Below are 23,841 nucleotides of genomic sequence, written 5' to 3'. Positions count from 1 at the left end.
GATCTTGGTCATACATTTTACGAAAAAGCGAGGTATGCTGAAGTTATCCAAGACGGAGCAGACAGAGAGGTAAGTCATATGACAGTCAACATTACCAGTAAGCAAATGGATATCACCCCAGCAATTCGCAAGCATGTTGAAGACCGTCTCACCAAACTGGATAAATGGCAGGCCCAGTTGATAAACCCACATATTGTACTGTCCAAAGATCCACAAGGATTTGTTGCCGATGCAACTATCAGTACGCCGATGGGCCCCTTGGTTGCCAGTGCCAAACATGACGATATGTATGCTGCTATTAACGAACTGATCACTAAACTAGAACGTCAATTAAATAAAGTTCAACACAAAGGTGAAGCTCGCCGCGCAGCAAACAGTGTTAAAGAGACTAATCTGGAGTCAGTAGATGTAGAGGAAGAAGAATCCGAGCAGGAACAATAGCCGGGTAAATCCATCTCATTTCGGATCTAACGCGCTTTCGGGCGCGTTTTTTATTGACAGCAATTCAGGCTCGCGGTTAGTTTAAAGGCTGCTTACTTTTACCAGCATCAAAAACAGGTCGCCAACGACGATGATCAATAAAGTGTTTTTCTTCGCATTCTTTTTTACCTTCCCCTGATTGGGAGGCGTTTCGTCGTGTGATAAAGAATGCGAAGACGAACAATAAAGCCTCCCAAGCGGGAGGCTTTTTTTATGCATAAGACATTTAGAATGATAAGAAGGCAGACCCTATGACCGATAATCCATTACTGGTGCTACGTGAGCGCATCAGTGCACTAGACTTAAAACTGCTGGCGTTACTGGCAGAACGACGTGAATTGGCGGTGGATGTTGCCAAAGCGAAGCAACTTCATCATCGCCCGATTCGCGATAAAGAACGCGAACGTGATTTGCTAGAGGCGCTGGTTGCCGCCGCTAAACCTTATGACCTTGATGGATTCTATGTCACGCGTCTGTTCCAATTGATTATCGAAGATTCTGTCTTGACGCAGCAGGCGCTGTTACAGCATCAACTTAATCAAACTACCTTGCACTCTGCCCGCATCGCCTTTCTTGGGCCGAAAGGTTCCTATTCACATCTTGCCGCTCGCCAATATGCTGCGCGTCATTTTGAGCAATTGATTGAGTGTGGTTGCCAGAAGTTTCAAGATATCTTTACTCAGGTAGAAACCGGGCAAGCTGATTACGCCGTATTGCCAATAGAGAACACCAGTTCAGGGTCTATTAATGACGTGTATGATTTGCTGCAACACACCAGCTTGTCTATTGTGGGTGAAATCACCAATCCGATTGACCATTGCGTCTTGGTGGCAACCGAGACTGACCTCAATCAAATAGAAACAGTGTACAGCCATCCGCAACCTTTCCAGCAATGCAGCCAATTTATTAATCGCTTCCCCCATTGGAAAATTGAGTATTGCGAAAGTACCGCTGCGGCAATGGAAAAAGTCGCGCAAATGAAGTCGCCAAAAGCCGCCGCATTAGGCAGTGAGGCCGGTGGCGCACTCTATAATTTGCAGGTGCTGGAACATAATTTAGCAAATCAGCAGCAAAACATTACCCGCTTCATTATTCTTGCCCGCAAGGCCATTGATGTTTCTGAGCAGATCCCAGCCAAAACCACCTTAATTATGGCAACAGGCCAGCAATCAGGGGCACTGGTTGAAGCGCTGCTGGTGCTGAGGGACCAAGGTATCATCATGACGAAACTTGAGTCCCGACCAATTAATGGCAATCCGTGGGAGGAGATGTTTTATATTGATGTGCAGGCAAATTTGCGTTCTGAAGCAATGCAAAAGGCGCTGGCGAATCTGACACCGATAACCCGTTCACTAAAAGTATTAGGCTGCTACCCGAGTGAAAACGTGGTGCCAGTCAACCCAAGCTAAAATGCAAAAAGTCATCCCAATGAATGCTGCTGGGATGACTTTTTGATCAAGCTGAATGAATTGCTGACTTAGATTATTGACGGTTATCGTTGGCCTGACGCAGTAGTGAACGGCTCTCAACCAAGAAGCGCTCTGCATAGTCACCAAACCAGTGTTCGACTTTCTGGAAGCTTTCGACAAACGCTTTTTTATCACTCTGCTCTAGCAGTGTGATCGCCTCACCGAAACGTTTGTAGTAGCGCTTAATCAGCGCCAAATTATCTTCTGAAGACATAATAATGTCGGCGTAAAGCTGAGGATCCTGCGCGAACAGCCGCCCTACCATGGCCAACTCCAGACGGTAAATTGGCGAAGAGAGTGCCAGCAACTGCTCTAATTGCACATTTTCCTCAGCCAAATGCAGCCCATAGGCGAAAGTCGCAAAGTGGCGCAACGCCTGAATAAACGCCATGTTCTGGTCATGCTCAACGGCACTGGTCCGGTGCAACCTTGCGCCCCAAACCTGCAACTGCTCCAGCAACCACTGGTAAGCTTGCGGATCGCGACCATCACAATACACCACAACTTGCTTCGCCAGACTACCCACATCAGGGCCAAACATCGGGTGCAGGCCAACAACCGGCCCATCATGCGCTGCCAGCATAGCTTGCAGTGGTTTATTCTTAACTGACGCCAGATCCAACAAAATGCAATCTGACGGCAATTTAGGTAACCGACCAATTACCTCTTCCGTGATGTGGATTGGCACACTGACAATCACCATTCCGGCATCTGCCAGAATAGATTCAGCCTGCGGCCAGTCCTCTTGTTCCAGTGTTTTCACCTGATAGCCAGACAGATTCAGCATGCGTGAAAATAAGCGCCCCATCTGCCCCTGACCACCGATGATGACCACTGGACGCAAGCTTGGACACAATGTCTTGAAACCTTTGTCATTTTCGCTGGTATAAGACTCTCGCATTATCCGACGCAATACGTCTTCAATCAAATCCGGCGGTACGCCTAAAGCCTCGGCTTCCTGTCGACGTGAAGCCAGCATCGCCGCCTCACGATCTGGAACATAAATAGGCAGGCCATAGCGGCTTTTAACCTCACCGACTTCGGCCACCAAATTCAGGCGTTTAGCCAGTAAATCCAACAGTGCTTTATCGACTTCATCAATTTGATCGCGCAAAGCGGTCAGTTCAGCCACCATACTTACTTTTCCTCTACAGTCCGGGCCGCCAGCGCTGAACGCAATTCCTGATGCATGCTACGTAACAATGTCTCAGTGCTTTCCCAGTTAATGCAGGCATCGGTTACTGAAACACCGTAGTGCATATCAGCACGTGGCTGCTCAGATGATTGATTGCCTTCGTGGATGTTACTTTCCAGCATTACACCCGTGATAAAACAATTGCCTGCCTTGATCTGTTCAACCACAGATTCAGCGACCGCAACCTGACGGCGGTAGTCTTTATTCGAATTACCATGACTGCAATCTATCATTAAGGATGGGATGAGTCCCGCATCCTGCATCTGTTTTTCACACTGAGCGACATCTTGTGCACTGTAGTTAGGTGTTTTACCGCCACGCAAAATCACATGTCCATGCGGGTTTCCCTGAGTTTGTAGTAAGCAAACCTGACCCGACTGGTTAATCCCCATAAAACGATGAGGCATCGCTGCGGCACGCATAGCATTAATTGCCGTACCTAAGCTGCCATCCGTCCCATTCTTGAACCCGACCGGCATGGACAAACCTGAAGCCATTTCACGGTGAGTTTGTGATTCTGTGGTGCGAGCACCAATGGCTGACCAACTGAACAGGTCACCTAAGTATTGTGGGCTGTTAGGGTCCAGCGCTTCCGTTGCCAGTGGCAACCCCATACCAACTAAATCGAGCAGTAATCGACGGGCAATATGTAACCCCGTTTCCACATCAAATGAGCCATCCATTGCCGGATCGTTAATCAGGCCCTTCCAGCCAACAGTGGTTCTCGGTTTTTCAAAATAGACACGCATCACGATATACAGGCTATCACTCAACTCAGCAGAGAGTTTTTTCAGACTACGCGCATAATCCAGAGCAGCATCCACATCGTGGATCGAACATGGGCCACACACCACTAATAAGCGTGGGTCACGTCCCTGAACAATATCAGCAATAGTTTTGCGTGCATTGGCAATCGCATACTGATCATTGTCGCTCAAAGGAAACTGATTTTTCAGCTCTTCCGGAGTTATCAGTATTTGTTCGGCACTGATATGGACATTATTGAGCGCATCTTTTTGCATGATCATATTCTTTACCTGTCTCTGTTTAGCGGATGTCGTTTTAGCGTGTTTGTCGTTTGAGGGCTTCACAATAACATGCCATGTAAAGTTTTCAATCCATATGTGTAAATAAATAATTACCACCAACTTTACAGGCATATTTCAGTTGGACTTTTGCGGTGAGTCGCAGTTTCTGCAGATGGTCCAAACCTCACTTTGAGGCCATGATAAGATGCGGAAAATTTGTGGAGGCAGTATGTTAAGAGTCATCATCGTCGACGATGAACAACCCGCGCGCGAAGATTTACGCGAAAGACTGAGTGCAGAACAAGATATTGAAATCGTCGCCGAATGCAGCAATGCATTGGAAGCTATTCCCGCCATCCAACGCCTGCAACCTGATGTGGTGTTTCTTGACATCCAGATGCCCAGAATTAATGGTCTGGAACTGGCCTCAATGTTGAACCCAGAAAGTATGCCGCATATCGTTTTTGTCACGGCTTACGATGAATACGCTATCCGTGCTTTTGAAGAGCACGCCTTCGACTATCTGCTCAAACCACTCGATCATCAACGATTAGCAAAAACACTGATTCGCTTGAGACGCGGCACAAGTGTAAATAATAACTTACACAAAATCACCGAACCCATGTTGCGCCATATTCCCTGTTCCGGCCATAACCGAATTTTTTTGCTGAAAATTGAGGAGGTCGAATATCTCAGTTCCGAGCTGAGCGGGGTACATGTCATCGGGACAATACAATCGGGCTATACCCAGTTATCGCTAAAAATATTAGAAGAGAAAACCCCCTTTATCCGCTGCCATCGGCAATATATGGTCAATACCGAGCAGTTAGGAGAAATCCAACTGATGGATAATGGCTCAGCTGAAGTCATTACCCGCAGCGGTAAGCATATCCCCGTGAGTCGCCGTTACTTAAAATCCCTAAAGGAGAAATTGGGGATTAGCTGAATATTCTTCTGCATCCAAATTGAGTGTAATAGTGGCCTAACCGCCAAATGACTCAACACATAACATCCTATTATCAACATCCCTATGGCGCTGAGAGCGAAACACAAAATATAAGCGAAACCGAATTTATGATGTTAATGAGCTAAAACAGAAATAAACAAGTTAATAGAGGTTATCGGTGGATTAATTAACTCGTCAAATTAAAACAATATTAATACATTACTTTTACAATTAACCCTTATATTCCACCTCAATCTTTCGACGCCACTTTAATTAATTAGAAAAGTCTAATCTGATATAAAAATAGAGGCAGATCTCAGATTTAATTAATTACATAACTAAACAATACTCCCTTGATATTAGCCAAGTTTTAATCAATGCGATCCGTGCTCTGATAGAGAAAATCAAGTAAGAGCCATGCTCATTGCTTAAAACCAGCGAATACACAACCGAATTTTTATTCATGTTGGAAGCAAGGTAATATTATGATAACACTACAATTTATAATTATAATCTTATGTCTATTAGCCGGCACGCGCTACGGAGGTATGGGGCTGGGGTTAATAAGTGGTATTGGCTTATTTATTCTGACCTTTATCTTTGGACTCGAACCCGGTAAACCCCCCGTTGATGTGATGCTGACAATATTAGCCGTCATTGGTTGTGCGTCTGTATTACAAACTGCCGGTGGATTAAATGTCATGATGCAATTTGCTGAGCGATTATTACGTCGACACCCTCAGCATATTACGCTACTAGCTCCATTCACTACATGGTCATTAACCTTTTTATGTGGTACAGGGCATGTCGTTTATACCATGTTCCCTATTATTTCAGACATCGCAATTAAAAAAGGGATTCGCCCAGAACGACCAATGGCAGTGGCATCTGTCGCATCACAAATGGCAATTACCGCATCTCCCGTCTCGGTAGCGGTAGTTTCATTGGTATCAATTATTGGAGCCAACCACGGCATTGGCCATGCGTACAGCATTCTGGAAATTCTGGCCGTTTCAGTCCCAGCCTCTTTAGTTGGGGTGTTGATGGCCGCATTGTGGAGCCTGCGTCGCGGTAAAGATCTGGATAAAGACCCTGATTTTCAGGAGAAAATTAAAGATCCAGAGCAACGTGCCTTTATCTATGGCTCAACAGATACCTTATTAAATCAAGTTTTTCCGAAGCAAGCTTATTGGTCTACCTGGATATTCTTCGCCGCTATCGTCATTGTGGTATTACTCGGTGCTTTTGCTGACCTGCGTCCTGCATTTGAGGTTAAAGGCAAAATGCAATCGCTGTCGATGAATCTGGTTATTCAGATGATGATGCTGATTGCAGGCGCAGTTATTCTTATTGGCTGCAAAGTTAAGCCTAGCGATATCTCTAACGGCGCTGTATTTAAAGCCGGTATGGTCGCCATTTTCTCAGTATTTGGTGTTGCCTGGATGAGCGATACCTTCTTCCAAGCCCATATGGGGGATTTGAAACTCGTATTGGAAGATGTCGTGAAAAGTCAGCCATGGACGTATGCCATTGTTCTATTCTTGGTTTCCAAGCTGGTTAACAGTCAGGCAGCCGCATTGGCAGCTATTGCACCAATGGGCTTGCAGCTCGGTGTTGATCCCAAAATGCTGATTGCATTCTTCCCGGCAGCTTATGGCTATTTTGTTCTACCGACCTACCCAAGTGACTTGGCTTGTATCGGTTTTGATCGCTCCGGGACCACCAAGATTGGTAAATTTATTATTAATCATAGCTTTATTATTCCGGGACTTATCGGTGTTATCTGCTCCTGTATTACGGGTTACCTGCTGGTGACGACTTTTATGTAATCACTGATAAAAGCTGTCATGGATGGGATGTGAAGAGACCAGTTTATATTTCTGGTCTCTTTATTTATGGGACATCAAAATTTTAATCTGCGAAAAAACACTTTTTTATTACGTCATCACGCTGAGCAAAAAGAGAATGTACCGATTTTTATTAGATTTTAAGAATGAACTCATCGTTAAAACCACCTCATTATAATTAATTATTCAATCTGAAATATCTTCTGAATAAGTTGGATCACAACTGCTACAATGCGGGCCGCATCACAAACATTACTTTTTTTCACCATGGACCTATTATGTTTTCTTTGCGTCATACCAGGGCGTTGCCGTTTCAAATCAGCACACTCGCATTATCCCTAGTCAGCCTATCAGTTCTTGCTGACGCCACTGTTTTTACTGCCTTAGACGATCCAGCCACAGCCAAGAAGAGCTTCGATGGTACGGTCGAGGCTGGTTATACCGCTCAATCAGGTAATACGACTAACTCAACACTGACCGCTAACTCAACGTTGACGTGGTTCCAGCCCAATACGGCCTACAGTTTGTGGGGCGCTGCGCGCAATACCAGCGCGAACGATCAGCGCTCTTCCGAACGTTATCAATTAGGTGGACGTACTCGTTACAATCTGACGGATCGTAACTATCTGTTTGGACAAGCCAGCTGGTTGAATGACCGTTACAACGGTTTTGATTCCCGTTCGGTATTAACGACAGGTTACGGCCGCCAGATTATGACCACGCCGCTGCATAACCTGCGGGTGGAGTTTGGTCCCGGTGTTCGCCACGATGAGTTTTATGAAGGTGGCCGCGCGACTAAGGCATTAGCTTATGGCGGTGCAAACTATACTTATCAGTTGACTGATAACACAGTATTCAGTGAAGGGGTTTCAGCATTAGCGAACGAAGAAACGACACTGAACTCAGAAACAGCATTGAATGTCGCCATCAATAAAAGCTTCGCATTGCGCTTAGCTTATGTTGTGACCTATAACACCAAGCCACCGGCCAGTGCGCCAAAAAATACGGATACCACAACATCAGTCACTCTGGTGTACGGCCTGTAATTATTCATGAATATCCTTAGCGTGGTGTAATGCCACGCTAGTTCCCCCAGATATCCCCCCATTTCCACTACTTATTTTCTGCACTGAAATCTCTGTTGCCATTTTGTCGCCACAAAAATAAATAAAAAAAGGGGTTAGCACATGGCTAACCCCTTCATAACTATTAACTTTTGGATGAAGCCTGAGCTGTATCTTAGTTAATACGGTTAAGACGCTCTTTAATACGAGCAGACTTACCAGTACGCTCACGCAGATAGTACAGTTTCGCTTGACGAACGGCACCACGACGTTTCACAGTAATGCTGTCGATTACTGGGGAGTGAGTTTGGAATACACGCTCAACACCTTCGCCGTTGGAAATTTTACGAACGGTGAACGCAGAATGCAGACCGCGGTTACGAATAGCGATAACCACGCCCTCGAATGCCTGCAGACGCTTTTTAGCACCTTCAACAACCCATACCTTAACTTCCACGGAATCACCCGGACGGAATGCAGGTACGTCCTGTTTCATCTGCTCTTGTTCGATTTGCTTGATAATATTGCTCATAATAAGTCTCTTACCCTAGGTAAACTGATATATCAGGATCATTAGCACGTAGTGCAATGCTCCTTTGATAGTTCTGTTGCTCAGGGCTTATGTTCCCGTTGGAACTCAGCCAGCAACACCATTTGCTCGTCAGTCAGAGCTAGGCTTTCTAGAAGTTCAGGTCTTCTAAGCCAGGTACGGCCCAGCGACTGCTTTAAGCGCCAGCGACGAATCTCGGCATGGTTACCCGACAGTAATACTGGCGGAACCTCCATCCCTTCTAACACCTCAGGACGAGTGTAGTGTGGGCAATCCAGCAACCCGTCAGCAAAAGAATCTTCTTCAGCTGAAGCCTGATGACCTAGCACGCCCGGTATAAATCGGGATACTGAATCGATCAGGGTCATTGCCGGTAGCTCGCCACCGCTGAGAACGTAATCACCAATTGACCACTCTTCATCAATTTCGGTTTTGATTACGCGCTCATCAACTCCTTCGTACCGACCACAAACCAAAATCATTTTCTGATTCATCGCCAGTTCGCAAACACCCTGTTGGTCCAGTTTGCGCCCTTGAGGTGACAGATAAATCACCTTTGCTCCCTCGCCTGCCGCTGCTTTTGCTGCATGAATGGCTTCCCTTAACGGTTGCACCATCATCAACATTCCCGGGCCACCGCCGTAGGGGCGATCATCCACGGTACGATGCCGATCGTAGGTAAAGTCACGAGGACTCCAACACTGCACGCTCAGCAGGCCATTTTTTACTGCCCGGCCAGTTACCCCGTAATCGGTTATTGCGCGGAACATCTCTGGAAACAGGCTAATAACACCGATCCACATTGTTTTGTTCCACTCACTTTTGCCGTTTAATTCGGAGGTCAAAAACCAGGATCCCAATCTACTTCAACACGTTGAGCAGTGAGATCGACATTCTTGATAACCTGCCCATGAAGAAACGGGACCAACCGCTCCTTCATACCGAATGCATCTTTCAGGTTTGCTTTCACTACCATCACATCGTTAGAACCGGTTTCCATCATATCGATGATTTTACCCAGTTCGTAACCCGTGGTTGTTACTACCTGACAACCCATGAGGTCTTTCCAGTAGTAATCATCCTCTTCCAGTGCGGGTAGCTGTTTGGAATCTACGATAATTTCGCAATTAGTCAGTAAATTCGCGGCATCCCGATCATCAACACCTTTAACTTTGATGATCAGATCCTGACTGTGGCGCTTCCAGTCTTCCAACTCGACATGCTGCCACTTACCGGCCTGCTGGATAAACCATGGCTGGTAATCGAAAATGCTTTCGGCGTTCTCGGTGGATGAAAATACTCTGAGCCAACCGCGAATGCCGTAAGTCGACCCCATTTTACCGAGAACAATCGGCTGTTCGGGAACGACTGGATTGAGTTGCTTGCTCATAATAACCACCACCGCGACAGATTAAGCTGCTTTCTTAGCGTCTTTGATCAGCGCAGATACGCGATCAGAAACGGTAGCACCCAGGCCGATCCAATGTTCGATACGGTCTAGATCTAAACGCAGAGCTTCAGCCTGACCAGATGCGATCGGGTTAAAGAAGCCTACACGTTCGATGAAACGACCGTCACGAGCATTACGGCTGTCGGTCACTACTACTTGATAGAACGGACGCTTTTTAGCGCCGCCACGAGCCAAACGAATTGTTACCATAACATCCTCTTTAGTTAATAAAACAACTGGACCCCATCGGGGAACGGGGTCCAGTTGCAATATAAAAAGCCCGAAAATTTTACTCATTTTGGCGCAAAAAGCAATCTAAAGCGTAGATTCCTATGCGCTAGTTTTGTAATGAGTGCAATTTCCTTCGTTTACCGCCGTTTTCAGCGGGAAATCTTCACACATCTCACACTGGCGAACCTCACAGCGTGAAATGACGTTTAGCGACCTGGGAAACCCGGTGGCATCATACCTTTCATGCCACGCATCATTTTAGCCAACCCGCCATTTTTCATTTTCTTCATCATGCGCTGCATTTCATCGAACTGCTTCAGCAGGCGGTTAACGTCCTGCACCTGCACACCAGAACCGGTAGCAATGCGGCGCTTACGTGAACCTTTGATGATTTCTGGTTTTGCGCGCTCTTTCAGCGTCATCGAGTTGATGATGGCCTCCATGCGCACTGTTACCTTATCATCCATCTGCGATTTCACATTTTCTGGCAACTGACCCGCACCCGGCATTTTACTTAACATGCTGGCCATACCGCCCATGTTACGCATCTGCTTGAGCTGATCGAGGAAGTCATTCAGATCGAAGCCATCGCCTTTCTTCAGCTTGGTTGCCAGTTTTTCCGCCTGTGCGCGGTCAACTTTGCTCTCAATGTCTTCAATCAGGGAGAGAACGTCGCCCATCCCCAGAATACGTGAAGCCACGCGATCGGGATGGAACGGCTCAAGCGCTTCAGTTTTCTCACCGACACCGAGGAATTTAATCGGCTTGCCGGTAATATGGCGGATAGACAACGCAGCACCACCACGAGCATCGCCATCAACTTTGGTCAGTACCACCCCCGTGAGGGGCAGTGCTTCATTGAAAGCTTTTGCGGTATTCGCAGCATCCTGCCCGGTCATGGCATCAACAACAAACAGCGTTTCAACCGGATTAATCGCGGCATGAATCTGTTTGATCTCGTCCATCATCGCTTCATCAACGTGCAGACGACCAGCGGTATCGACAATCAGAACATCATAAAACTTTAGCTTTGCCTGTTGCAGAGCGCGATTAACGATATCAATCGGTTTCTCTTGCACATCAGACGGGAAGAAATCGATGCTAACCTGTTGTGCCAGCGTTTCTAGCTGTTTGATCGCCGCAGGGCGATAGACGTCGGCAGAGACCACCAGCACTTTTTTCTTGTGTTTCTCTTTAAGGAACTTACCCAGTTTGGCGACACTGGTAGTTTTACCCGCCCCTTGTAGACCCGCCATTAACACTACTGCTGGCGGTTGCGCGGCCAGATTCAGTTCGTTATTGACCTCGCCCATAGCGGCAATAAGTTCATTTTTAACTATTTTGACGAATTCCTGCCCTGGCGTAAGGCTTTTATTCACCTCATGCCCGACAGCACGCTCTTTTACCCGGTTGATAAAGTCACGAACAACCGGCAGAGCAACGTCAGCTTCCAGTAACGCCATGCGCACTTCACGTAGCGTTTCTTTAATATTTTCTTCTGTCAGCCGGCCACGGCCGCTGATATTGCGCAGTGTGCGCGACAATCGATCAGTTAAGTTCTCAAACATTGTCTCATACTCAACGTGGAAACAGGCCGCTCTGGCGACACAATAGGAGGATTATAACACGAAGCGTAAACGATCTCTGCCCTCACGTCGGAGAACGGTTGGAGCAGGACGCGCTCAACGCTATACTGGCAATCTAATTCACTTAGCCGATGCTTATATAACGCTATGCCCGTGTTCTCCATTTTGGCTTTGATCGCTTATTCGCTCAGTCTGGGCTTGATTGTCCCAAGCTTGGTGCAGAAAAATAGTGCTTACCGACGGTTAGCGCTGATTTCTGCTGTCGTTGCGCTAGTGTGCCATGCTATTGCGCTGAAGCATCAGATATTTGATGTTGGTGGTGGTCAAAATCTCACTTTATTGAATATCGGCTCTATTGTCGGGCTGATGATCTGTTCAATCATGACTATTGTCGCCTCACAGGGACGCGGCTGGTTCTTGCTGCCCATTGTTTACAGTTTTGCCATGATCAATCTGGCCCTTGCCAGCTTGCTCCCCGGTGAATTTATTACCCACCTAGAGGCCAGCCCCACAATATTTGTCCACATTGGGCTGGCACTCTTTGCTTATGCGACACTTATCATCGCGGCACTCTATGCACTACAGTTGGCGTGGCTCGATTATCAGCTAAAGAATAAGAAAGTGACCTTTAATACCGACATGCCACCATTGATGAGCATTGAGCGCAAAATGTTCCATATTACCCAGATTGGTGTGGTATTGCTTACACTCACCCTCTGTACTGGCTTGCTTTACATGGACAACATATTCAGTAAAGAGAACGTCCATAAAGCGGTGTTATCGATCATGGCATGGTTTGTCTATATTGTTTTACTGTGGGGCCATTACCATGAAGGCTGGCGCGGGCGTAGAGTGATTTGGTTCAGTTTTGCCGGCGCATTTCTGCTTACGCTAGCTTATTTTGGTAGCCGCCTGGTTCAGGAAATCATGGTTTCTTAGTCAGTTATTACCATCCACACATGGCCCTGCTTAGCTGACAGGGTCCTTCACCTCCATTAAGGAACACTGTGTTGGATCATGTCTCAACGAGTACGCTGATCATCATTCTTGTCATCATGGTCGTGGTTTCGGCTTATTTTTCTGCTTCTGAAACTGGCATGATGACACTTAACCGCTATCGTCTGCGCCACTTATCCAAGCAAGGTAATCGTGCCGCTCGCCGGGTTGAGAAGCTGCTGCGCCGCCCTGACCGCCTGATAAGTTTGGTTTTGATCGGTAACAATCTGGTTAATATTCTAGCTTCAGCACTCGCGACTATCGTGGGCATCCGCTTATACGGAAATGCCGGAGTCGCCATCGCAACCGGGGTACTTACCTTTGTTGTGCTGGTTTTTGCTGAAGTGATGCCGAAAACTATCGCGGCCCTTTATCCTGAGCGTGTTGCGTTTCCCAGCAGCGTCCTGCTGGCTCCCTTGCAGAAAATCATGCTACCGCTGGTATGGTTACTCAATACCATCACTCGTGGGCTGATGCGTCTATGTGGTATTCGTGGGAATGTGCACCGCAGCGATGCAGTCAGCAAAGATGAATTACGCAGCATTGTGAATGAATCCCAATCACAAATTTCCCGCCGTAATCAAGATATGCTGATATCCGTACTGGATCTGGAAAAGGTCACGGTCAGTGACATTATGGTGCCGCGTAATGAGGTGGTAGGCATTGACATCAATGATGATTGGAAATCAATCATGCGCCAACTCACCCACTCTCCTCACGGTCGTATTTTGCTGTATCGCCAATCATTGGATGATGCAATAGGTATGCTACGTGTGCGAGAAGCCTATCGGCTCATGACGGAAAAGAAAGAGTTCAATAAAGAAAACCTGCTGCGGGCAGCCGATGAAATCTACTTTATCCCCGAGGGTACGCCGCTGAATGTGCAATTGGTGAAGTTTCAGAGAAATAAAGAGAAAGTCGGCGTGATTGTCGATGAGTATGGTGATATTCAAGGGCTGGTGACGGTTGAAGACATTCTGGAAGAGATCGTTGGTGACTTTACCACTTCAATGTCTCCTACACTTGCCGAAGAGGTCAATCCGCAAAGTGATGGTTCAGTGCTGATTGAGGGCAGCGCCAGTGTCCGTGAACTCAACAAAGCCTTTAACTGGTCATTACCCATTGATGCCCGCACGATCAATGGCATGTTACTGGAAGCACTGGAAGAAATTCCGCAGGTAGAGACTCAAGTTCGTATTGGCAATTATTTGATTGATGTACTGGATGTGCAAGAAAATATGATTAAGCGGGTGCGAGTAAAACCTATTGTTTCTCAGGATCATTCCAATTCAGTCTAAGTACACCACGAACATGGCCTCGTAAGCATAAAAAAGACGCCTTTCAGCGTCTTTTGCACTCACCTAAAATCAAACAGATGCCAACTTAAAACTAAATATGCAGCTCAGTCAGTTTTTCTTTCGGCAAGGCCAGCTCTTCGTTATGGTTAATACGTACACCACGGTCGATAATACCTTTGGCAATTTCCTGCGCTTCTTCCAACGAGTGCATATGATAAGTCCCGCACTGGTATTCATTAAGCTCAGGAATTTTCCGTTGATCCGTTACTTTCAGCACATCGGCCATTGCCGCTTTCCAAGCATCCGCTACCCGCTGCTCATCTGGCGTACCAATTAGGCTCATATAGAAACCAGTACGGCACCCCATTGGCGAGATATCGATAATCTCAACACCGTTACCATTAAGGTGGTTACGCATGAAACCCGCAAACAGGTGTTCCAACGTGTGAATCCCACGCTCTGGCATCACTTCTTTGTTCGGCACACAGAAGCGTAAATCAAATACCGTTATCTCGTCGCCATGAGGGGTTTTCATCGTCTTAGCAACACGCACTGCCGGTGCTTTCATAATGGTATGATCTACGGTAAAGCTATCCAATAATGGCATTTAGTCACCTCCTCATAAAAAAAGTAATTTTTATTCGATCTTTTTTCGCAACCGGTGAAACTTTTTTCTATCCCACGCGTCTTAATATGTGAAAGACGCGCATTTGTTATCATCATCCCTGTTTTACCAGAGATGTTAATTTGGCCACAGAAGTTATGTGGCCTTTTCTTTTTACTGGCCGCCGTGAAGCACCAAATACTCTTCAAAGCTTAGCTTATCTTTCAGTTCTATCTCACGTTGACGCTGCCATGACGCCTCGCCCTCTGCGACCAACTGCTCTTCTGTCAGCAACTCCAATGGCTCACTTTGCAGCAGGGTTCTGTAGTGCTCAGCTAAATCAAGACCGACACCACCAATACCACCTTCTTTCATCGCTTGCAAAATACGCGCAGAGAACGTCAGGCTCGGGTCATCAAACGACGCAACCAGTTCGTCACAGACCTGTTGATACTGCGTGCTCTCTTTTCCATCTAATACTTCTGCCACGCGGCGCAAGTCTGCAAACAGATCTTTACCGACTTTCTCCAGCGGCTCACGGGTATCGTTACATCCCATACCAATTGTTTGCCCTGGCTTACGCCCTTCCAAAATGACCCGATTCCAGTTCTTACGGGTACACAGTAATTCGTCACTGCTCATTTCAGGCGCATCTGCCAACACACACCAAATCAGGAACAGGTCGAGGAAACGAGCCTGAACCGCATCAACACCAATCGGAGAGAATGGGTTAATGTCCAGCGAACGCACCTCAATATACTCAATGCCACCACGCAACAAGGCATCAGAAGGTGACTCCCCCGCACGAGTCACTCTCTTAGGTCGGATAGGCGCGTAGAGCTCATTTTCAATCTGCAACACATTGGTATTCAGTTGCAGGTGATGATCGCCATCTTTAAGCCCCAGTACTGCATACTCTTCTGATGGCGTTTGAATCGCACGCTTCAGCCCAGCAACATAGGTGTTCAGGTCATTAAACGTAATGCCCAAATTACTTTGCGATTTATTGGTATATCCCAAATCACTCAAGCGCAATGAGGTGGCATAAGGTAAATAGCACATCCCTTTATCGTTGCGTTCAAACGGCAATGCAGTCTCACGCCCTTGCAGGAATGATGAGCAAATCGCCGGTGATGCGCCAAACAGATAAGGAATAACCCAACCAAAGCGATAGTAATTGCGAATCAGGCGGAAATATCCCGCTGAAATCTCTTCTTTACCACTTTTCTCATCAGTGACACCTGCCCATGCCTGCCAGAACTCCAGCGGCAGAGAGAAGTTATAGTGCACACCTGAAATGGTTTGCATCAACGCCCCGTAACGGTTTTTTAAACCCTCACGGTAGAGTGTTTTGAAGCGACCAATATTAGAAGAACCATATTTAGCCAGCTCAATATCCTGCTCAGCCCCGATGAAACAAGGCATGCTAAGTGGCCACATGCGCTCGTCACCCAATTTACGGGCGGTATAACGGTGGATATCACGTAAAAACGTCAGTAGATGGTCAATATCACCATCGACTGGCGTAATAAATTCCAGCAATGCCTCAGCAAAATCAGTGGTAATCCATTGATGTGTCAGTGCTGCACCCAATGATTCTGGATGGCCCGTCGAGGCTAATTGGCCATCGGCAGTCACTCTCAATGTTTCCCGCTCGATACCGCGACGGATCCCTTTCAGGGCTTTAGGGTGCGCTTCCAACCAAGTCAGCGCGTGTGATACATCCGGGATCAAATCGACCTCCCGCTCTTGAAAACCATAACTCGTCAGCATACTGAAACTGCATAGATGTGACTACGTAAGTTTGTCACATGCTTTACTGCCACCAAGCGATTCCTTGCAGCGTGATCACCGTTAACACGATGTAACGCAATGCTTTTCCCAAACAGAGAAAAAAAGCGACAAGAGCCCAAGGCATACGCAACCAGCCTGCCAACACACACATCAAATCGCCCACTATCGGTAGCCAGCTCAGCAGCAAAGCTGCCGGCCCAAAACGCTGAAGCCAGCCGAGTGCTGTACTCATTCCACGCTGTGGCTTTAGTTCCGGTAATAAACGCCCTATAACAACATTTGTTAGCCCCCCCAAGGTATTTCCAACAGTGGCAGACAACACCAGCACCATGGCGGGCGCACTTCCTGTCGTTAGTAGGGTGACTAACAGAATTTCAGAATTTCCGGGTAAGAGCGTCGCGCTGAGAAAACTACTCCCAAACAATGAAGCAATGGCTAGCGTACTACTCACAGTAGGCGCACATCAACTATTGCCATATTCGCCCGTTTCGCAGCCTCAACACCAAAATCAGCATCTTCAAAGACCACGCAGTGATCCGGGCGCACGCCGAGTAGCTCTGCGCAACGCAGGAATGTCTCAGGCTCGGGTTTGTGTTTGGTGACATCATCAGCACCAACAATCACATCAAAATAGTCTCGCAGACCCAGATGCCGTAAAAGCATCTCTGCCATAGAGTGTTCGCTCCCAGTGCCTATAGCCATAGGTTTACGCCCATAATAGGCTTTAACCACGTCTATGAGCGGCAGAGGCTTCACATTATCCAGCAGCATCGTTTTCACCAGCGCAGTTTTTTCCGCAGCCAATAAATGAGGGTTTAGATCTGATTGATGATTAGCGATGATTACGCGGGCAATTTGCCAAGTAGGCGAACCATTTAAAGCGACCATGGCTTGCTCATCAAAATGTATCCCGTAAGGTGTGAGCACCTGACGCCATGCCTGACGATGCGTGGACTCGGTGTCCAGAATGGTGCCATCCATATCAAAGATCAGGCCATCATAATGATCGTACATCGTGACCCCACGACCAGGCAGAAAATGAAAAGCTACTTTATCGCAAACTAACCACATTGTCGCTGACTGTATAATCATATGAATTTAATGAATAAAAAATATTTTCCACTGAAGTATGGTCATATTCTTCATAAGGAAAACAAGTGAGTTTGGCGGTTAATAGTAAGATTGGAGAGTCAAAAGATTTCAAGCAGTTGAGTCGCGCAAAGCCAGAAAGCAGAAAACCCCGCCGTAGCGAGGTTTCTTAATATGGTGCACCCAGGAAGATTCGAACTTCCGACCGCTCGGTTCGTAGCCGAGTACTCTATCCAGCTGAGCTATGGGTGCGATTTTGTGTTTCTAGTTTTACGAAGGCGTTTCAACAAGTGAAACTAACAACAAGATGTATGACCGAGAAGATGGTGCACCCAGGAAGATTCGAACTTCCGACCGCTCGGTTCGTAGCCGAGTACTCTATCCAGCTGAGCTATGGGTGCAATTAATTCTTTGACACTACCTGATGTTCATTTGACTATTTCACCATACTGCAAAATATGGTGCACCCAGGAAGATTCGAACTTCCGACCGCTCGGTTCGTAGCCGAGTACTCTATCCAGCTGAGCTATGGGTGCATAGTAAATGGCGGTGAGGGAGGGATTCGAACCCTCGATACAGCTTTTGACCGTATACTCCCTTAGCAGGGGAGCGCCTTCAGCCTCTCGGCCACCTCACCATACGCTTCTTTCGAATTGTGCCTAACTTGCTTTTGAAGAAGCTCATCGGCACTGCGTGGCGCACATATTACTTTCCCGCACTTATAAGTCAAACAATTTTTCCCAACTCACGTTCATTTGCACAATTCACACGCAACATGACTAGTTTGACGCCGAAAAGAGTGTTTTATCAACAGGCAAGATAGGACTTATTGAGGTGCAACCGTCATGGGGGTAAAAAAGAAATTATCTCGGCAGTCTGCCAAATAGGGCGAAAATAGGAATGAGAGCTGAAGAAAAAACCCAAAAAGGGACTAAAACAACGAAACGAGGGGAATAAGCAGCAGTAGCGCCTCGTTTGACACGAGACGCTGCTTCAAAATCAGTAAGTCGTCGGTTGAGACTTTTCTGCTTGGATGCGCTGGTAGATTTCTTCACGGTGAACAGAAACCTCTTTCGGAGCATTTACACCAATTCGAACCTGGTTGCCTTTAACTCCTAATACAGTAACCGTAACCTCATCGCCAATCATGAGTGTTTCACCAACTCGACGAGTCAGAATAAGCATTCTTTGCTCCTTGAAAAATTAAAAGAGTCGGGTCTCTCAGTTTCCCCGCCATTATCCATCATACACCGTGAAAACGTAAGCCATCACATTCACATAAAATGTAAGTAGCTTGGTCGAGTCTTTAACTAATCCCTAAAACAAGTTTAGCTGAAGCAAACAACTTTGCGTTTAACTTTGTTATCGAACTATGACAGGAAAATTGAAAAACGCCATATCCAACACAGAGATATGGCGTATTGATTTAATGGATCATTACTTGTTTATAGCCGGGATTCTACCCATGCCTCTACGCTTGCCAATGCTGATGGCAATGCCTGCACATCAGTACCGCCTGCTTGAGCCATATCAGGGCGTCCACCGCCTTTACCGCCTACCTGTTGGGCAATATCAGCGATTAACTCGCCCGCTTTTACTTTACCCGTAAGATCTTTGGTTACGCCAACAATCAGGCTGACCTTATCATCTGCTGTCGTTGCCAACACAATAATGGCCGAACCCAGTTGATTCTTAAGATCATCAACCATAGTACGCAACATTTTTGGTTCAACATTATCCAACTGACTCACTAAAAGTTTCACGCCACTGACCAGCTTTGCGCTGGATGACAAAGAGGCACTTTCCTGAGCCGCCTGCTGATCTTTTAGCTGCTGGAGTTCACGTTCAAGCATTTTGCTGCGATCGAGCACTGCACGGACTTTCTCTGTCAGATTATTGGTATCACCTTTTACCAAGTGAGCAACATCCTGAAGTAAGTCACTTTGCTGATGCACCAATGCAATCGCACCCTCACCCGTCACAGCTTCAATACGGCGGATGCCCGCAGCAGTGCCTGACTCTGACAATATGCGGAACAGGCCAATATCGCCAGTACGACTCGCATGGATACCACCACAAAGTTCGGTTGAGAAATCACCCATGCTCAAGACGCGCACTTGATCATCATATTTCTCGCCAAACAGGGCCATGGCACCTTTTTCTTTCGCTGCATCCAGTTCCATCACTTCAGTCTGAATGGGCAAGTTACGACGAATCTGCTCGTTAACTAAATCTTCTACCAAGCGAATTTGTTCTGGTTTCATTGCTTCAAAATGCGAGAAATCGAAACGCAGATATTTGTCATTCACCAAGGAGCCTTTCTGCGCCACATGCTCGCCCAGCGTTTTACGCAATGCAGCATGCAGTAAATGAGTTGCAGAGTGGTTCAGACGAATACGGTTACGCCGAGTGACATCAACTTGAGCATCAATGCTGTGGTTTACCCGTAAAGTGCCGTGAGTCAATTTCCCCAGATGCCCAATAGCCTGACCATATTTCTGGGTATCAGCGACAGCGAAAGTTGCAGTCGCATTTTTCAGCTCACCGGTATCACCAACCTGCCCGCCAGACTCACCGTAGAATGGCGTTTGATTCAGTACGACAACCGCCTCTTCGCCTTCATGGATTTCATCAACAGCCTCGCCATTACGGAATAATGCCGTAACCGTGGCTTGCTGGTGCACGTGGTCATAACCGGAGAACTGGCTCGCACTATCAACGCGAATCAGGCTGTTATAGTCTGCACCAAAGCCACTGGATTCACGAGCGCGGCGGCGTTGAGCCTCCATCGCTTGCTCAAAACCCGCTTCATCCACTTTCAGATTACGCTCACGGCAGACATCAGCCGTTAAATCAACTGGGAAGCCGTAGGTGTCATACAAGCGGAAGGCGGTTTCACCGTCGAGGGTGTCACCAGTCAATTTACTGAGTTCTTCATCCAGCAAAGCTAAACCGCGCTCTAATGTTCGCGCAAACTGCTCTTCTTCGGTTTTCAGAACTTGCTCAACCATTGCCTGTTGATGCTTCAATTCATCAGCGGCAGACCCCATTACAGCGATCAATGGAGCAACCAATTTATAGAAGAAAGTTTCTTTAGCGCCCAACATATTGCCATGACGAATGGCACGGCGAATGATGCGGCGTAAAACATAGCCACGGTTTTCATTTGATGGAATGACACCGTCAGAGATCAGGAAAGCACATGAACGGATATGGTCCGCGATGACACGCAGTGACTTACTTGAAAGATCTGTAGCCCCCGTGACATCAGCCACCGCAGTAATCAAATCACGGAACAAGTCAATCTCGTAGTTAGAGTTGACGTGTTGTAATACCGCAGCAATACGCTCAAGCCCCATGCCAGTATCAACTGACGGCTTAGGCAATGGCAACATTGTGCCATCAGATTGCCGATTGAACTGCATAAAGACGATATTCCAGATCTCAATATAGCGGTCGCCATCTTCTTCTGCCGAGCCAGGAGGGCCACCCCAGATATGATCACCATGGTCAAAGAAAATCTCTGTACATGGGCCACAAGGGCCGGTATCACCCATTTGCCAGAAGTTATCTGAGGCAAAAGCACCGCCTTTGTTATCACCAATACGGATGATACGCTCGTGAGGTATACCAACGTCGTTAGCCCAGATCTCGTAGGCTTCGTCGTCAGTTTCATAAACAGTCACCCAAAGCTTTTCTTTAGGTAAATTGAACCACTGCTCGCCGGTTAATAATTCCCACGCGAAACTGATGGCGTCATGTTTGAAATAATCACCAAAGCTGAAGTTACCCAACATTTCAAAGAAGGTGTGATGACGCGCAGTATAACCTACGTTTTCAAGGTCATTATGCTTACCACCTGCTCGCACACAGCGCTGAGAGGTTGTCGCACGGGAGTAAGCCCGCTTATCTAAACCTAAGAATACGTCCTTAAACTGGTTCATCCCGGCATTGGTAAACAACAGCGTAGGGTCGTTATTAGGGACCAAAGAGCTGCTTGATACAACCTGATGTCCCTTGCTATGGAAGAAATCGAGAAACGCTTGACGGATCTCAGCGGTGCTCTTGCTCATAATTGTCCCGGAAACAAGCTAGAAGAATAGTCCGTGAGCACATCGTATGCCTGTAACTGGCAACACACGGGGTAAGCTCACGAACAAAAAGTGGGAATAAGATAAATTTTCTTCGAGGGGAAGTAAAATCCCACGTGCATTCATTCGGCAAAATCATTGTAAATCGACTGAATTTCTTCTTGGAAGAAGCCACGATAGAGGAGATAACGCTGAACTTTAGCCTTTTCTTTCCATTCAACAGGCAAAGTTTCACTAAATTTACGCTGAGCCACCTCTTTTGCGAGTCTACACCAGTCGATTTCACTGATTTCAAATGCGGCTTGAATTCTCTCTTTATCGACGCCTTTTTGCATCAATTCTGAGCGGATACGTTGTGCGCCATATCCTTTACGACTACGGCTATTAATGTAGCTGGTAGCAAACCGGGAATCATCTAACCAATCATGTTGGTAGCAATACGCAATCACCTGATCGATAACTTTTGGATCGATATCGTCGACAATTTTGCCACCTTCACTATTCGTGCGCTTCCCCCAATTGCCTTTGGCCGAAAAGGGTTGAGCTGCGAGTTTTCGACGCAGTTCAGATTCACTATGATCGCGTTGGGAGAGCAGTCTCATAGCGCGACTTAGTAGGTCATTCATATACCCTTCTTACTTGAAGTGGCAGCGGTGTTAGCGGCTCTCGCTTACCCGAATCACTGACTGATGTCAGCTCATCGGGATTAATGAGCCTCATCCTTGAGGCTCACCCTGCGGGCTAGCATAAATGCTGTTCAAACCGGTCTTCGACCGACTTGTCGTTCGTTTGCTGCCTTGCTGTCACTCCAATTACTTTGGGTAATACCCTTCTTACTTGAAGTGGCAGTTGCAAGCAACGTATCGAATTAATTTGGGGATGGATATAAATGGAAGGCTATATACGAACCGCTATTTATTAAAATGGCCCAATCTCTGGGCCATTTGCTAACTAATTAACTCGCTAACGCTGTTAAACCGAGGAATTAAAACTCTTCGCTGGTTTCATCAGTTTCGTCGGCAACTGTTGCGGTTGCTACAGGTTGCTCGCCGTTACCGCCGTTGAGCAGCATTTCGCGCAGTTTTTTATCTAACTCAGCAGCAACGGCTGGGTTTTCTTTTAAGTAGTTGCTAGCATTCGCTTTACCCTGACCAATCTTGTCACCGTTATAGCTATACCATGCACCAGCTTTCTCGATCAGTTTGTGTTTAACACCCAAGTCAACCAGCTCGCCGTTAATATTGATGCCTTCGCCGTACAGAATCTGGAACTCAGCTTGCTTAAATGGTGCGGCAATTTTGTTTTTCACGACTTTAACGCGAGTCTCGCTGCCCACAACCACATCGCCATCTTTTACTGCACCAATACGACGAATATCCAAACGTACGGAGGCGTAAAACTTAAGCGCATTACCACCGGTAGTGGTTTCAGGGTTACCGAACATGACGCCAATTTTCATACGAATCTGGTTGATGAAGATCAGCAACGTATTCGCGTTCTTAAGGTTCCCTGCCAATTTACGCATGGCCTGGCTCATCATACGCGCCGCGAGGCCCATGTGAGAGTCACCAATTTCGCCTTCGATTTCAGCTTTGGGTGTCAGTGCTGCCACAGAGTCAACGATGATGACGTCAACAGCACCAGAGCGGGTTAATGCGTCACAGATTTCCAGTGCTTGCTCGCCAGTATCTGGCTGAGAACACAGCAAGTTATCAATATCTACGCCTAATTTCTTGGCATAAATTGGGTCAAGAGCATGCTCGGCATCGATAAATGCGCAGGTCTTGCCTGCACGCTGTGCGGCAGCAATAACCTGTAACGTCAGTGTTGTTTTACCGGATGATTCAGGGCCATAAATCTCAACAATACGCCCCATTGGCAGGCCACCAGCCCCCAATGCGATATCAAGAGAGAGTGAACCGGTAGAGATGGTTTCAACATCCATTGAGCGGTCTTCGCCAAGACGCATGATAGAGCCTTTGCCGAATTGTTTTTCAATTTGGCCCAGTGCTGCTGCTAACGCCTTTTGTTTATTCTCATCAATAGCCATTTTTACTCCCTCTCTGGTATGTCGGGGTTGCCCCTGCCATCACCACTGAATGTTGTTTTGTACAGGAAATTAA

General features: G+C 46.9%; 22 protein-coding genes, 4 tRNA genes and 1 other annotated feature. Of the genes, 7 read left to right on the top strand and 19 right to left on the bottom strand.

Translation table 11 applies throughout. From position 1 onward, the window contains the following. Window positions 1-78: 78 nt before the first annotated feature. The gene (gene raiA, locus HRD69_RS10090; protein WP_004877211.1) at window positions 79-441 is read left to right on the top strand and encodes a ribosome-associated translation inhibitor RaiA; all 363 of its coding nucleotides are present in this window, start codon (window positions 79-81) and stop codon (window positions 439-441) included. Window positions 442-570: 129 nt separating this feature from the next. Continuing rightward, window positions 571-695: a sequence feature (Phe leader region), on the top strand. Between the two features lie 36 nt (window positions 696-731). Further along, a complete protein-coding gene (pheA, locus tag HRD69_RS10085; protein ID WP_004877213.1) occupies window positions 732-1,889 on the top strand; it encodes a bifunctional chorismate mutase/prephenate dehydratase in 1,158 nt (385 codons plus the stop codon). A gap of 73 nt (window positions 1,890-1,962) precedes the next feature. Here the strand turns inward: pheA and tyrA are convergent, their stop codons facing one another. Both tyrA and HRD69_RS10075 read right to left on the bottom strand, forming a co-directional pair. Continuing rightward, window positions 1,963-3,084, bottom strand: a complete 1,122-nt coding sequence (gene tyrA, locus HRD69_RS10080) for a bifunctional chorismate mutase/prephenate dehydrogenase (protein WP_004877215.1) — start codon at window positions 3,082-3,084, stop codon at window positions 1,963-1,965. 2 nt (window positions 3,085-3,086) lie between these two features. Then, window positions 3,087-4,172 (bottom strand): 3-deoxy-7-phosphoheptulonate synthase, encoded by a 1,086-nt coding sequence (locus HRD69_RS10075; protein WP_004877219.1) that lies wholly within the window; start codon window positions 4,170-4,172, stop codon window positions 3,087-3,089. A gap of 229 nt (window positions 4,173-4,401) precedes the next feature. On the opposite strand from HRD69_RS10075, the gene btsR reads away from it, so the two are divergent. From btsR to HRD69_RS10060, 3 genes are all read left to right on the top strand, one after another. After that, on the top strand, window positions 4,402-5,118 hold the full coding sequence (gene btsR, locus HRD69_RS10070) for a two-component system response regulator BtsR (protein ID WP_004877221.1): 717 nt from the start codon (window positions 4,402-4,404) through the stop codon (window positions 5,116-5,118). A gap of 485 nt (window positions 5,119-5,603) precedes the next feature. Then, window positions 5,604-6,947, top strand: coding sequence for an anaerobic C4-dicarboxylate transporter (locus HRD69_RS10065; RefSeq protein WP_032815380.1), 1,344 nt, complete (start codon window positions 5,604-5,606; stop codon window positions 6,945-6,947). Between the two features lie 296 nt (window positions 6,948-7,243). After that, window positions 7,244-8,011 (top strand): DUF481 domain-containing protein, encoded by a 768-nt coding sequence (locus tag HRD69_RS10060; RefSeq protein WP_004877227.1) that lies wholly within the window; start codon window positions 7,244-7,246, stop codon window positions 8,009-8,011. A 193-nt stretch (window positions 8,012-8,204) separates the two neighbouring features. On the opposite strand, the gene rplS is transcribed toward HRD69_RS10060, so the two are convergent. The 5 genes from rplS to ffh form a co-directional block, all read right to left on the bottom strand. Next, window positions 8,205-8,561 carry a 50S ribosomal protein L19 gene (rplS, locus tag HRD69_RS10055; RefSeq protein ID WP_004877229.1) on the bottom strand — a complete coding sequence of 119 codons (357 nt, stop codon included), beginning with the start codon at window positions 8,559-8,561 and terminating at the stop codon, window positions 8,205-8,207. 80 nt (window positions 8,562-8,641) lie between these two features. Further along, window positions 8,642-9,382, bottom strand: a complete 741-nt coding sequence (gene trmD, locus HRD69_RS10050; protein WP_004877231.1) for a tRNA (guanosine(37)-N1)-methyltransferase TrmD — start codon at window positions 9,380-9,382, stop codon at window positions 8,642-8,644. 38 nt (window positions 9,383-9,420) lie between these two features. Then, complete coding sequence (gene rimM, locus HRD69_RS10045) at window positions 9,421-9,969, bottom strand: ribosome maturation factor RimM (protein ID WP_032815382.1); 549 nt, start codon at window positions 9,967-9,969, stop codon at window positions 9,421-9,423. A 21-nt stretch (window positions 9,970-9,990) separates the two neighbouring features. After that, entirely contained in the window at window positions 9,991-10,239 is a 249-nt protein-coding gene (gene rpsP, locus HRD69_RS10040; protein ID WP_004877236.1) for a 30S ribosomal protein S16, read from the bottom strand. Between the two features lie 227 nt (window positions 10,240-10,466). Beyond that, window positions 10,467-11,828, bottom strand: coding sequence for a signal recognition particle protein (gene ffh / locus HRD69_RS10035; protein ID WP_004877238.1), 1,362 nt, complete (start codon window positions 11,826-11,828; stop codon window positions 10,467-10,469). Window positions 11,829-11,993: 165 nt separating this feature from the next. On the opposite strand from ffh, the gene HRD69_RS10030 reads away from it, so the two are divergent. Both HRD69_RS10030 and HRD69_RS10025 read left to right on the top strand, forming a co-directional pair. Continuing rightward, window positions 11,994-12,785 (top strand): cytochrome C assembly family protein, encoded by a 792-nt coding sequence (locus HRD69_RS10030; protein ID WP_004877240.1) that lies wholly within the window; start codon window positions 11,994-11,996, stop codon window positions 12,783-12,785. A 71-nt stretch (window positions 12,786-12,856) separates the two neighbouring features. Next, window positions 12,857-14,140 (top strand): HlyC/CorC family transporter, encoded by a 1,284-nt coding sequence (locus HRD69_RS10025; RefSeq protein ID WP_161597843.1) that lies wholly within the window; start codon window positions 12,857-12,859, stop codon window positions 14,138-14,140. Between the two features lie 91 nt (window positions 14,141-14,231). Here the strand turns inward: HRD69_RS10025 and luxS are convergent, their stop codons facing one another. The 12 genes from luxS to recA form a co-directional block, all read right to left on the bottom strand. Continuing rightward, window positions 14,232-14,747, bottom strand: coding sequence for an S-ribosylhomocysteine lyase (gene luxS / locus HRD69_RS10020; protein WP_004877244.1), 516 nt, complete (start codon window positions 14,745-14,747; stop codon window positions 14,232-14,234). 171 nt (window positions 14,748-14,918) lie between these two features. Beyond that, a complete protein-coding gene (gene gshA / locus HRD69_RS10015) occupies window positions 14,919-16,517 on the bottom strand; it encodes a glutamate--cysteine ligase (RefSeq protein WP_004877246.1) in 1,599 nt (532 codons plus the stop codon). A gap of 43 nt (window positions 16,518-16,560) precedes the next feature. Then, window positions 16,561-16,989: a YqaA family protein gene (locus HRD69_RS10010; RefSeq protein WP_032815385.1), complete on the bottom strand. Its 429-nt coding sequence runs from the start codon at window positions 16,987-16,989 to the stop codon at window positions 16,561-16,563. Then, a complete protein-coding gene (gene yqaB / locus HRD69_RS10005; RefSeq protein WP_004877250.1) occupies window positions 16,986-17,552 on the bottom strand; it encodes a fructose-1-phosphate/6-phosphogluconate phosphatase in 567 nt (188 codons plus the stop codon). The genes HRD69_RS10010 and yqaB overlap by 4 nt, the downstream gene beginning before the upstream one ends. Window positions 17,553-17,802: 250 nt before the next feature. Continuing rightward, a tRNA-Arg gene (locus HRD69_RS10000) sits at window positions 17,803-17,879 on the bottom strand. A 72-nt stretch (window positions 17,880-17,951) separates the two neighbouring features. Beyond that, a tRNA-Arg gene (locus tag HRD69_RS09995) sits at window positions 17,952-18,028 on the bottom strand. Between the two features lie 58 nt (window positions 18,029-18,086). After that, window positions 18,087-18,163: transfer RNA gene (locus HRD69_RS09990), tRNA-Arg, on the bottom strand. A gap of 8 nt (window positions 18,164-18,171) precedes the next feature. Further along, window positions 18,172-18,264, bottom strand: a tRNA-Ser gene (locus HRD69_RS09985). Window positions 18,265-18,626: 362 nt separating this feature from the next. Beyond that, on the bottom strand, window positions 18,627-18,812 hold the full coding sequence (gene csrA, locus HRD69_RS09980) for a carbon storage regulator CsrA (RefSeq protein ID WP_002209449.1): 186 nt from the start codon (window positions 18,810-18,812) through the stop codon (window positions 18,627-18,629). Window positions 18,813-19,072: 260 nt separating this feature from the next. Beyond that, a complete protein-coding gene (gene alaS / locus HRD69_RS09975) occupies window positions 19,073-21,700 on the bottom strand; it encodes an alanine--tRNA ligase (protein WP_004878233.1) in 2,628 nt (875 codons plus the stop codon). 140 nt (window positions 21,701-21,840) lie between these two features. Next, window positions 21,841-22,344, bottom strand: coding sequence for a recombination regulator RecX (recX, locus tag HRD69_RS09970; RefSeq protein WP_032815655.1), 504 nt, complete (start codon window positions 22,342-22,344; stop codon window positions 21,841-21,843). 359 nt (window positions 22,345-22,703) lie between these two features. Further along, complete coding sequence (recA, locus tag HRD69_RS09965) at window positions 22,704-23,768, bottom strand: recombinase RecA (RefSeq protein ID WP_004876454.1); 1,065 nt, start codon at window positions 23,766-23,768, stop codon at window positions 22,704-22,706. Between the last annotated feature and the right edge of the window lie 73 nt (window positions 23,769-23,841).

This window comes from Yersinia mollaretii ATCC 43969, assembly GCF_013282725.1.
Taxonomy (GTDB): Bacteria; Pseudomonadota; Gammaproteobacteria; order Enterobacterales; family Enterobacteriaceae; genus Yersinia; species Yersinia mollaretii.
The sequence above is the reverse complement of the archived record's forward strand: the minus strand, read 5'-3'. Positions and strand labels throughout refer to the sequence as shown.

Excerpts from the sequence above, each read along its gene's own strand:
- HRD69_RS10065 (WP_032815380.1), top strand. The coding sequence starts at position 5,604 with ATGATAACACTACAATTTATAATTATAATCTTATGTCTATTAGCCGGC.
- recA (WP_004876454.1), bottom strand. The coding sequence starts at position 23,768 with ATGGCTATTGATGAGAATAAACAAAAGGCGTTAGCAGCAGCACTGGGC.
- rplS (WP_004877229.1), bottom strand. The coding sequence starts at position 8,561 with ATGAGCAATATTATCAAGCAAATCGAACAAGAGCAGATGAAACAGGAC.
- rpsP (WP_004877236.1), bottom strand. The coding sequence starts at position 10,239 with ATGGTAACAATTCGTTTGGCTCGTGGCGGCGCTAAAAAGCGTCCGTTC.
- ffh (WP_004877238.1), bottom strand. The coding sequence starts at position 11,828 with ATGTTTGAGAACTTAACTGATCGATTGTCGCGCACACTGCGCAATATC.
- HRD69_RS10030 (WP_004877240.1), top strand. The coding sequence starts at position 11,994 with ATGCCCGTGTTCTCCATTTTGGCTTTGATCGCTTATTCGCTCAGTCTG.
- btsR (WP_004877221.1), top strand. The coding sequence starts at position 4,402 with ATGTTAAGAGTCATCATCGTCGACGATGAACAACCCGCGCGCGAAGAT.
- rimM (WP_032815382.1), bottom strand. The coding sequence starts at position 9,969 with ATGAGCAAGCAACTCAATCCAGTCGTTCCCGAACAGCCGATTGTTCTC.
- HRD69_RS10075 (WP_004877219.1), bottom strand. The coding sequence starts at position 4,172 with ATGATCATGCAAAAAGATGCGCTCAATAATGTCCATATCAGTGCCGAA.
- alaS (WP_004878233.1), bottom strand. The coding sequence starts at position 21,700 with ATGAGCAAGAGCACCGCTGAGATCCGTCAAGCGTTTCTCGATTTCTTC.
- pheA (WP_004877213.1), top strand. The coding sequence starts at position 732 with ATGACCGATAATCCATTACTGGTGCTACGTGAGCGCATCAGTGCACTA.
- tyrA (WP_004877215.1), bottom strand. The coding sequence starts at position 3,084 with ATGGTGGCTGAACTGACCGCTTTGCGCGATCAAATTGATGAAGTCGAT.
- trmD (WP_004877231.1), bottom strand. The coding sequence starts at position 9,382 with ATGTGGATCGGTGTTATTAGCCTGTTTCCAGAGATGTTCCGCGCAATA.
- gshA (WP_004877246.1), bottom strand. The coding sequence starts at position 16,517 with ATGCTGACGAGTTATGGTTTTCAAGAGCGGGAGGTCGATTTGATCCCG.
- recX (WP_032815655.1), bottom strand. The coding sequence starts at position 22,344 with ATGAATGACCTACTAAGTCGCGCTATGAGACTGCTCTCCCAACGCGAT.
- csrA (WP_002209449.1), bottom strand. The coding sequence starts at position 18,812 with ATGCTTATTCTGACTCGTCGAGTTGGTGAAACACTCATGATTGGCGAT.
- raiA (WP_004877211.1), top strand. The coding sequence starts at position 79 with ATGACAGTCAACATTACCAGTAAGCAAATGGATATCACCCCAGCAATT.
- HRD69_RS10060 (WP_004877227.1), top strand. The coding sequence starts at position 7,244 with ATGTTTTCTTTGCGTCATACCAGGGCGTTGCCGTTTCAAATCAGCACA.
- luxS (WP_004877244.1), bottom strand. The coding sequence starts at position 14,747 with ATGCCATTATTGGATAGCTTTACCGTAGATCATACCATTATGAAAGCA.
- yqaB (WP_004877250.1), bottom strand. The coding sequence starts at position 17,552 with ATGTACGATCATTATGATGGCCTGATCTTTGATATGGATGGCACCATT.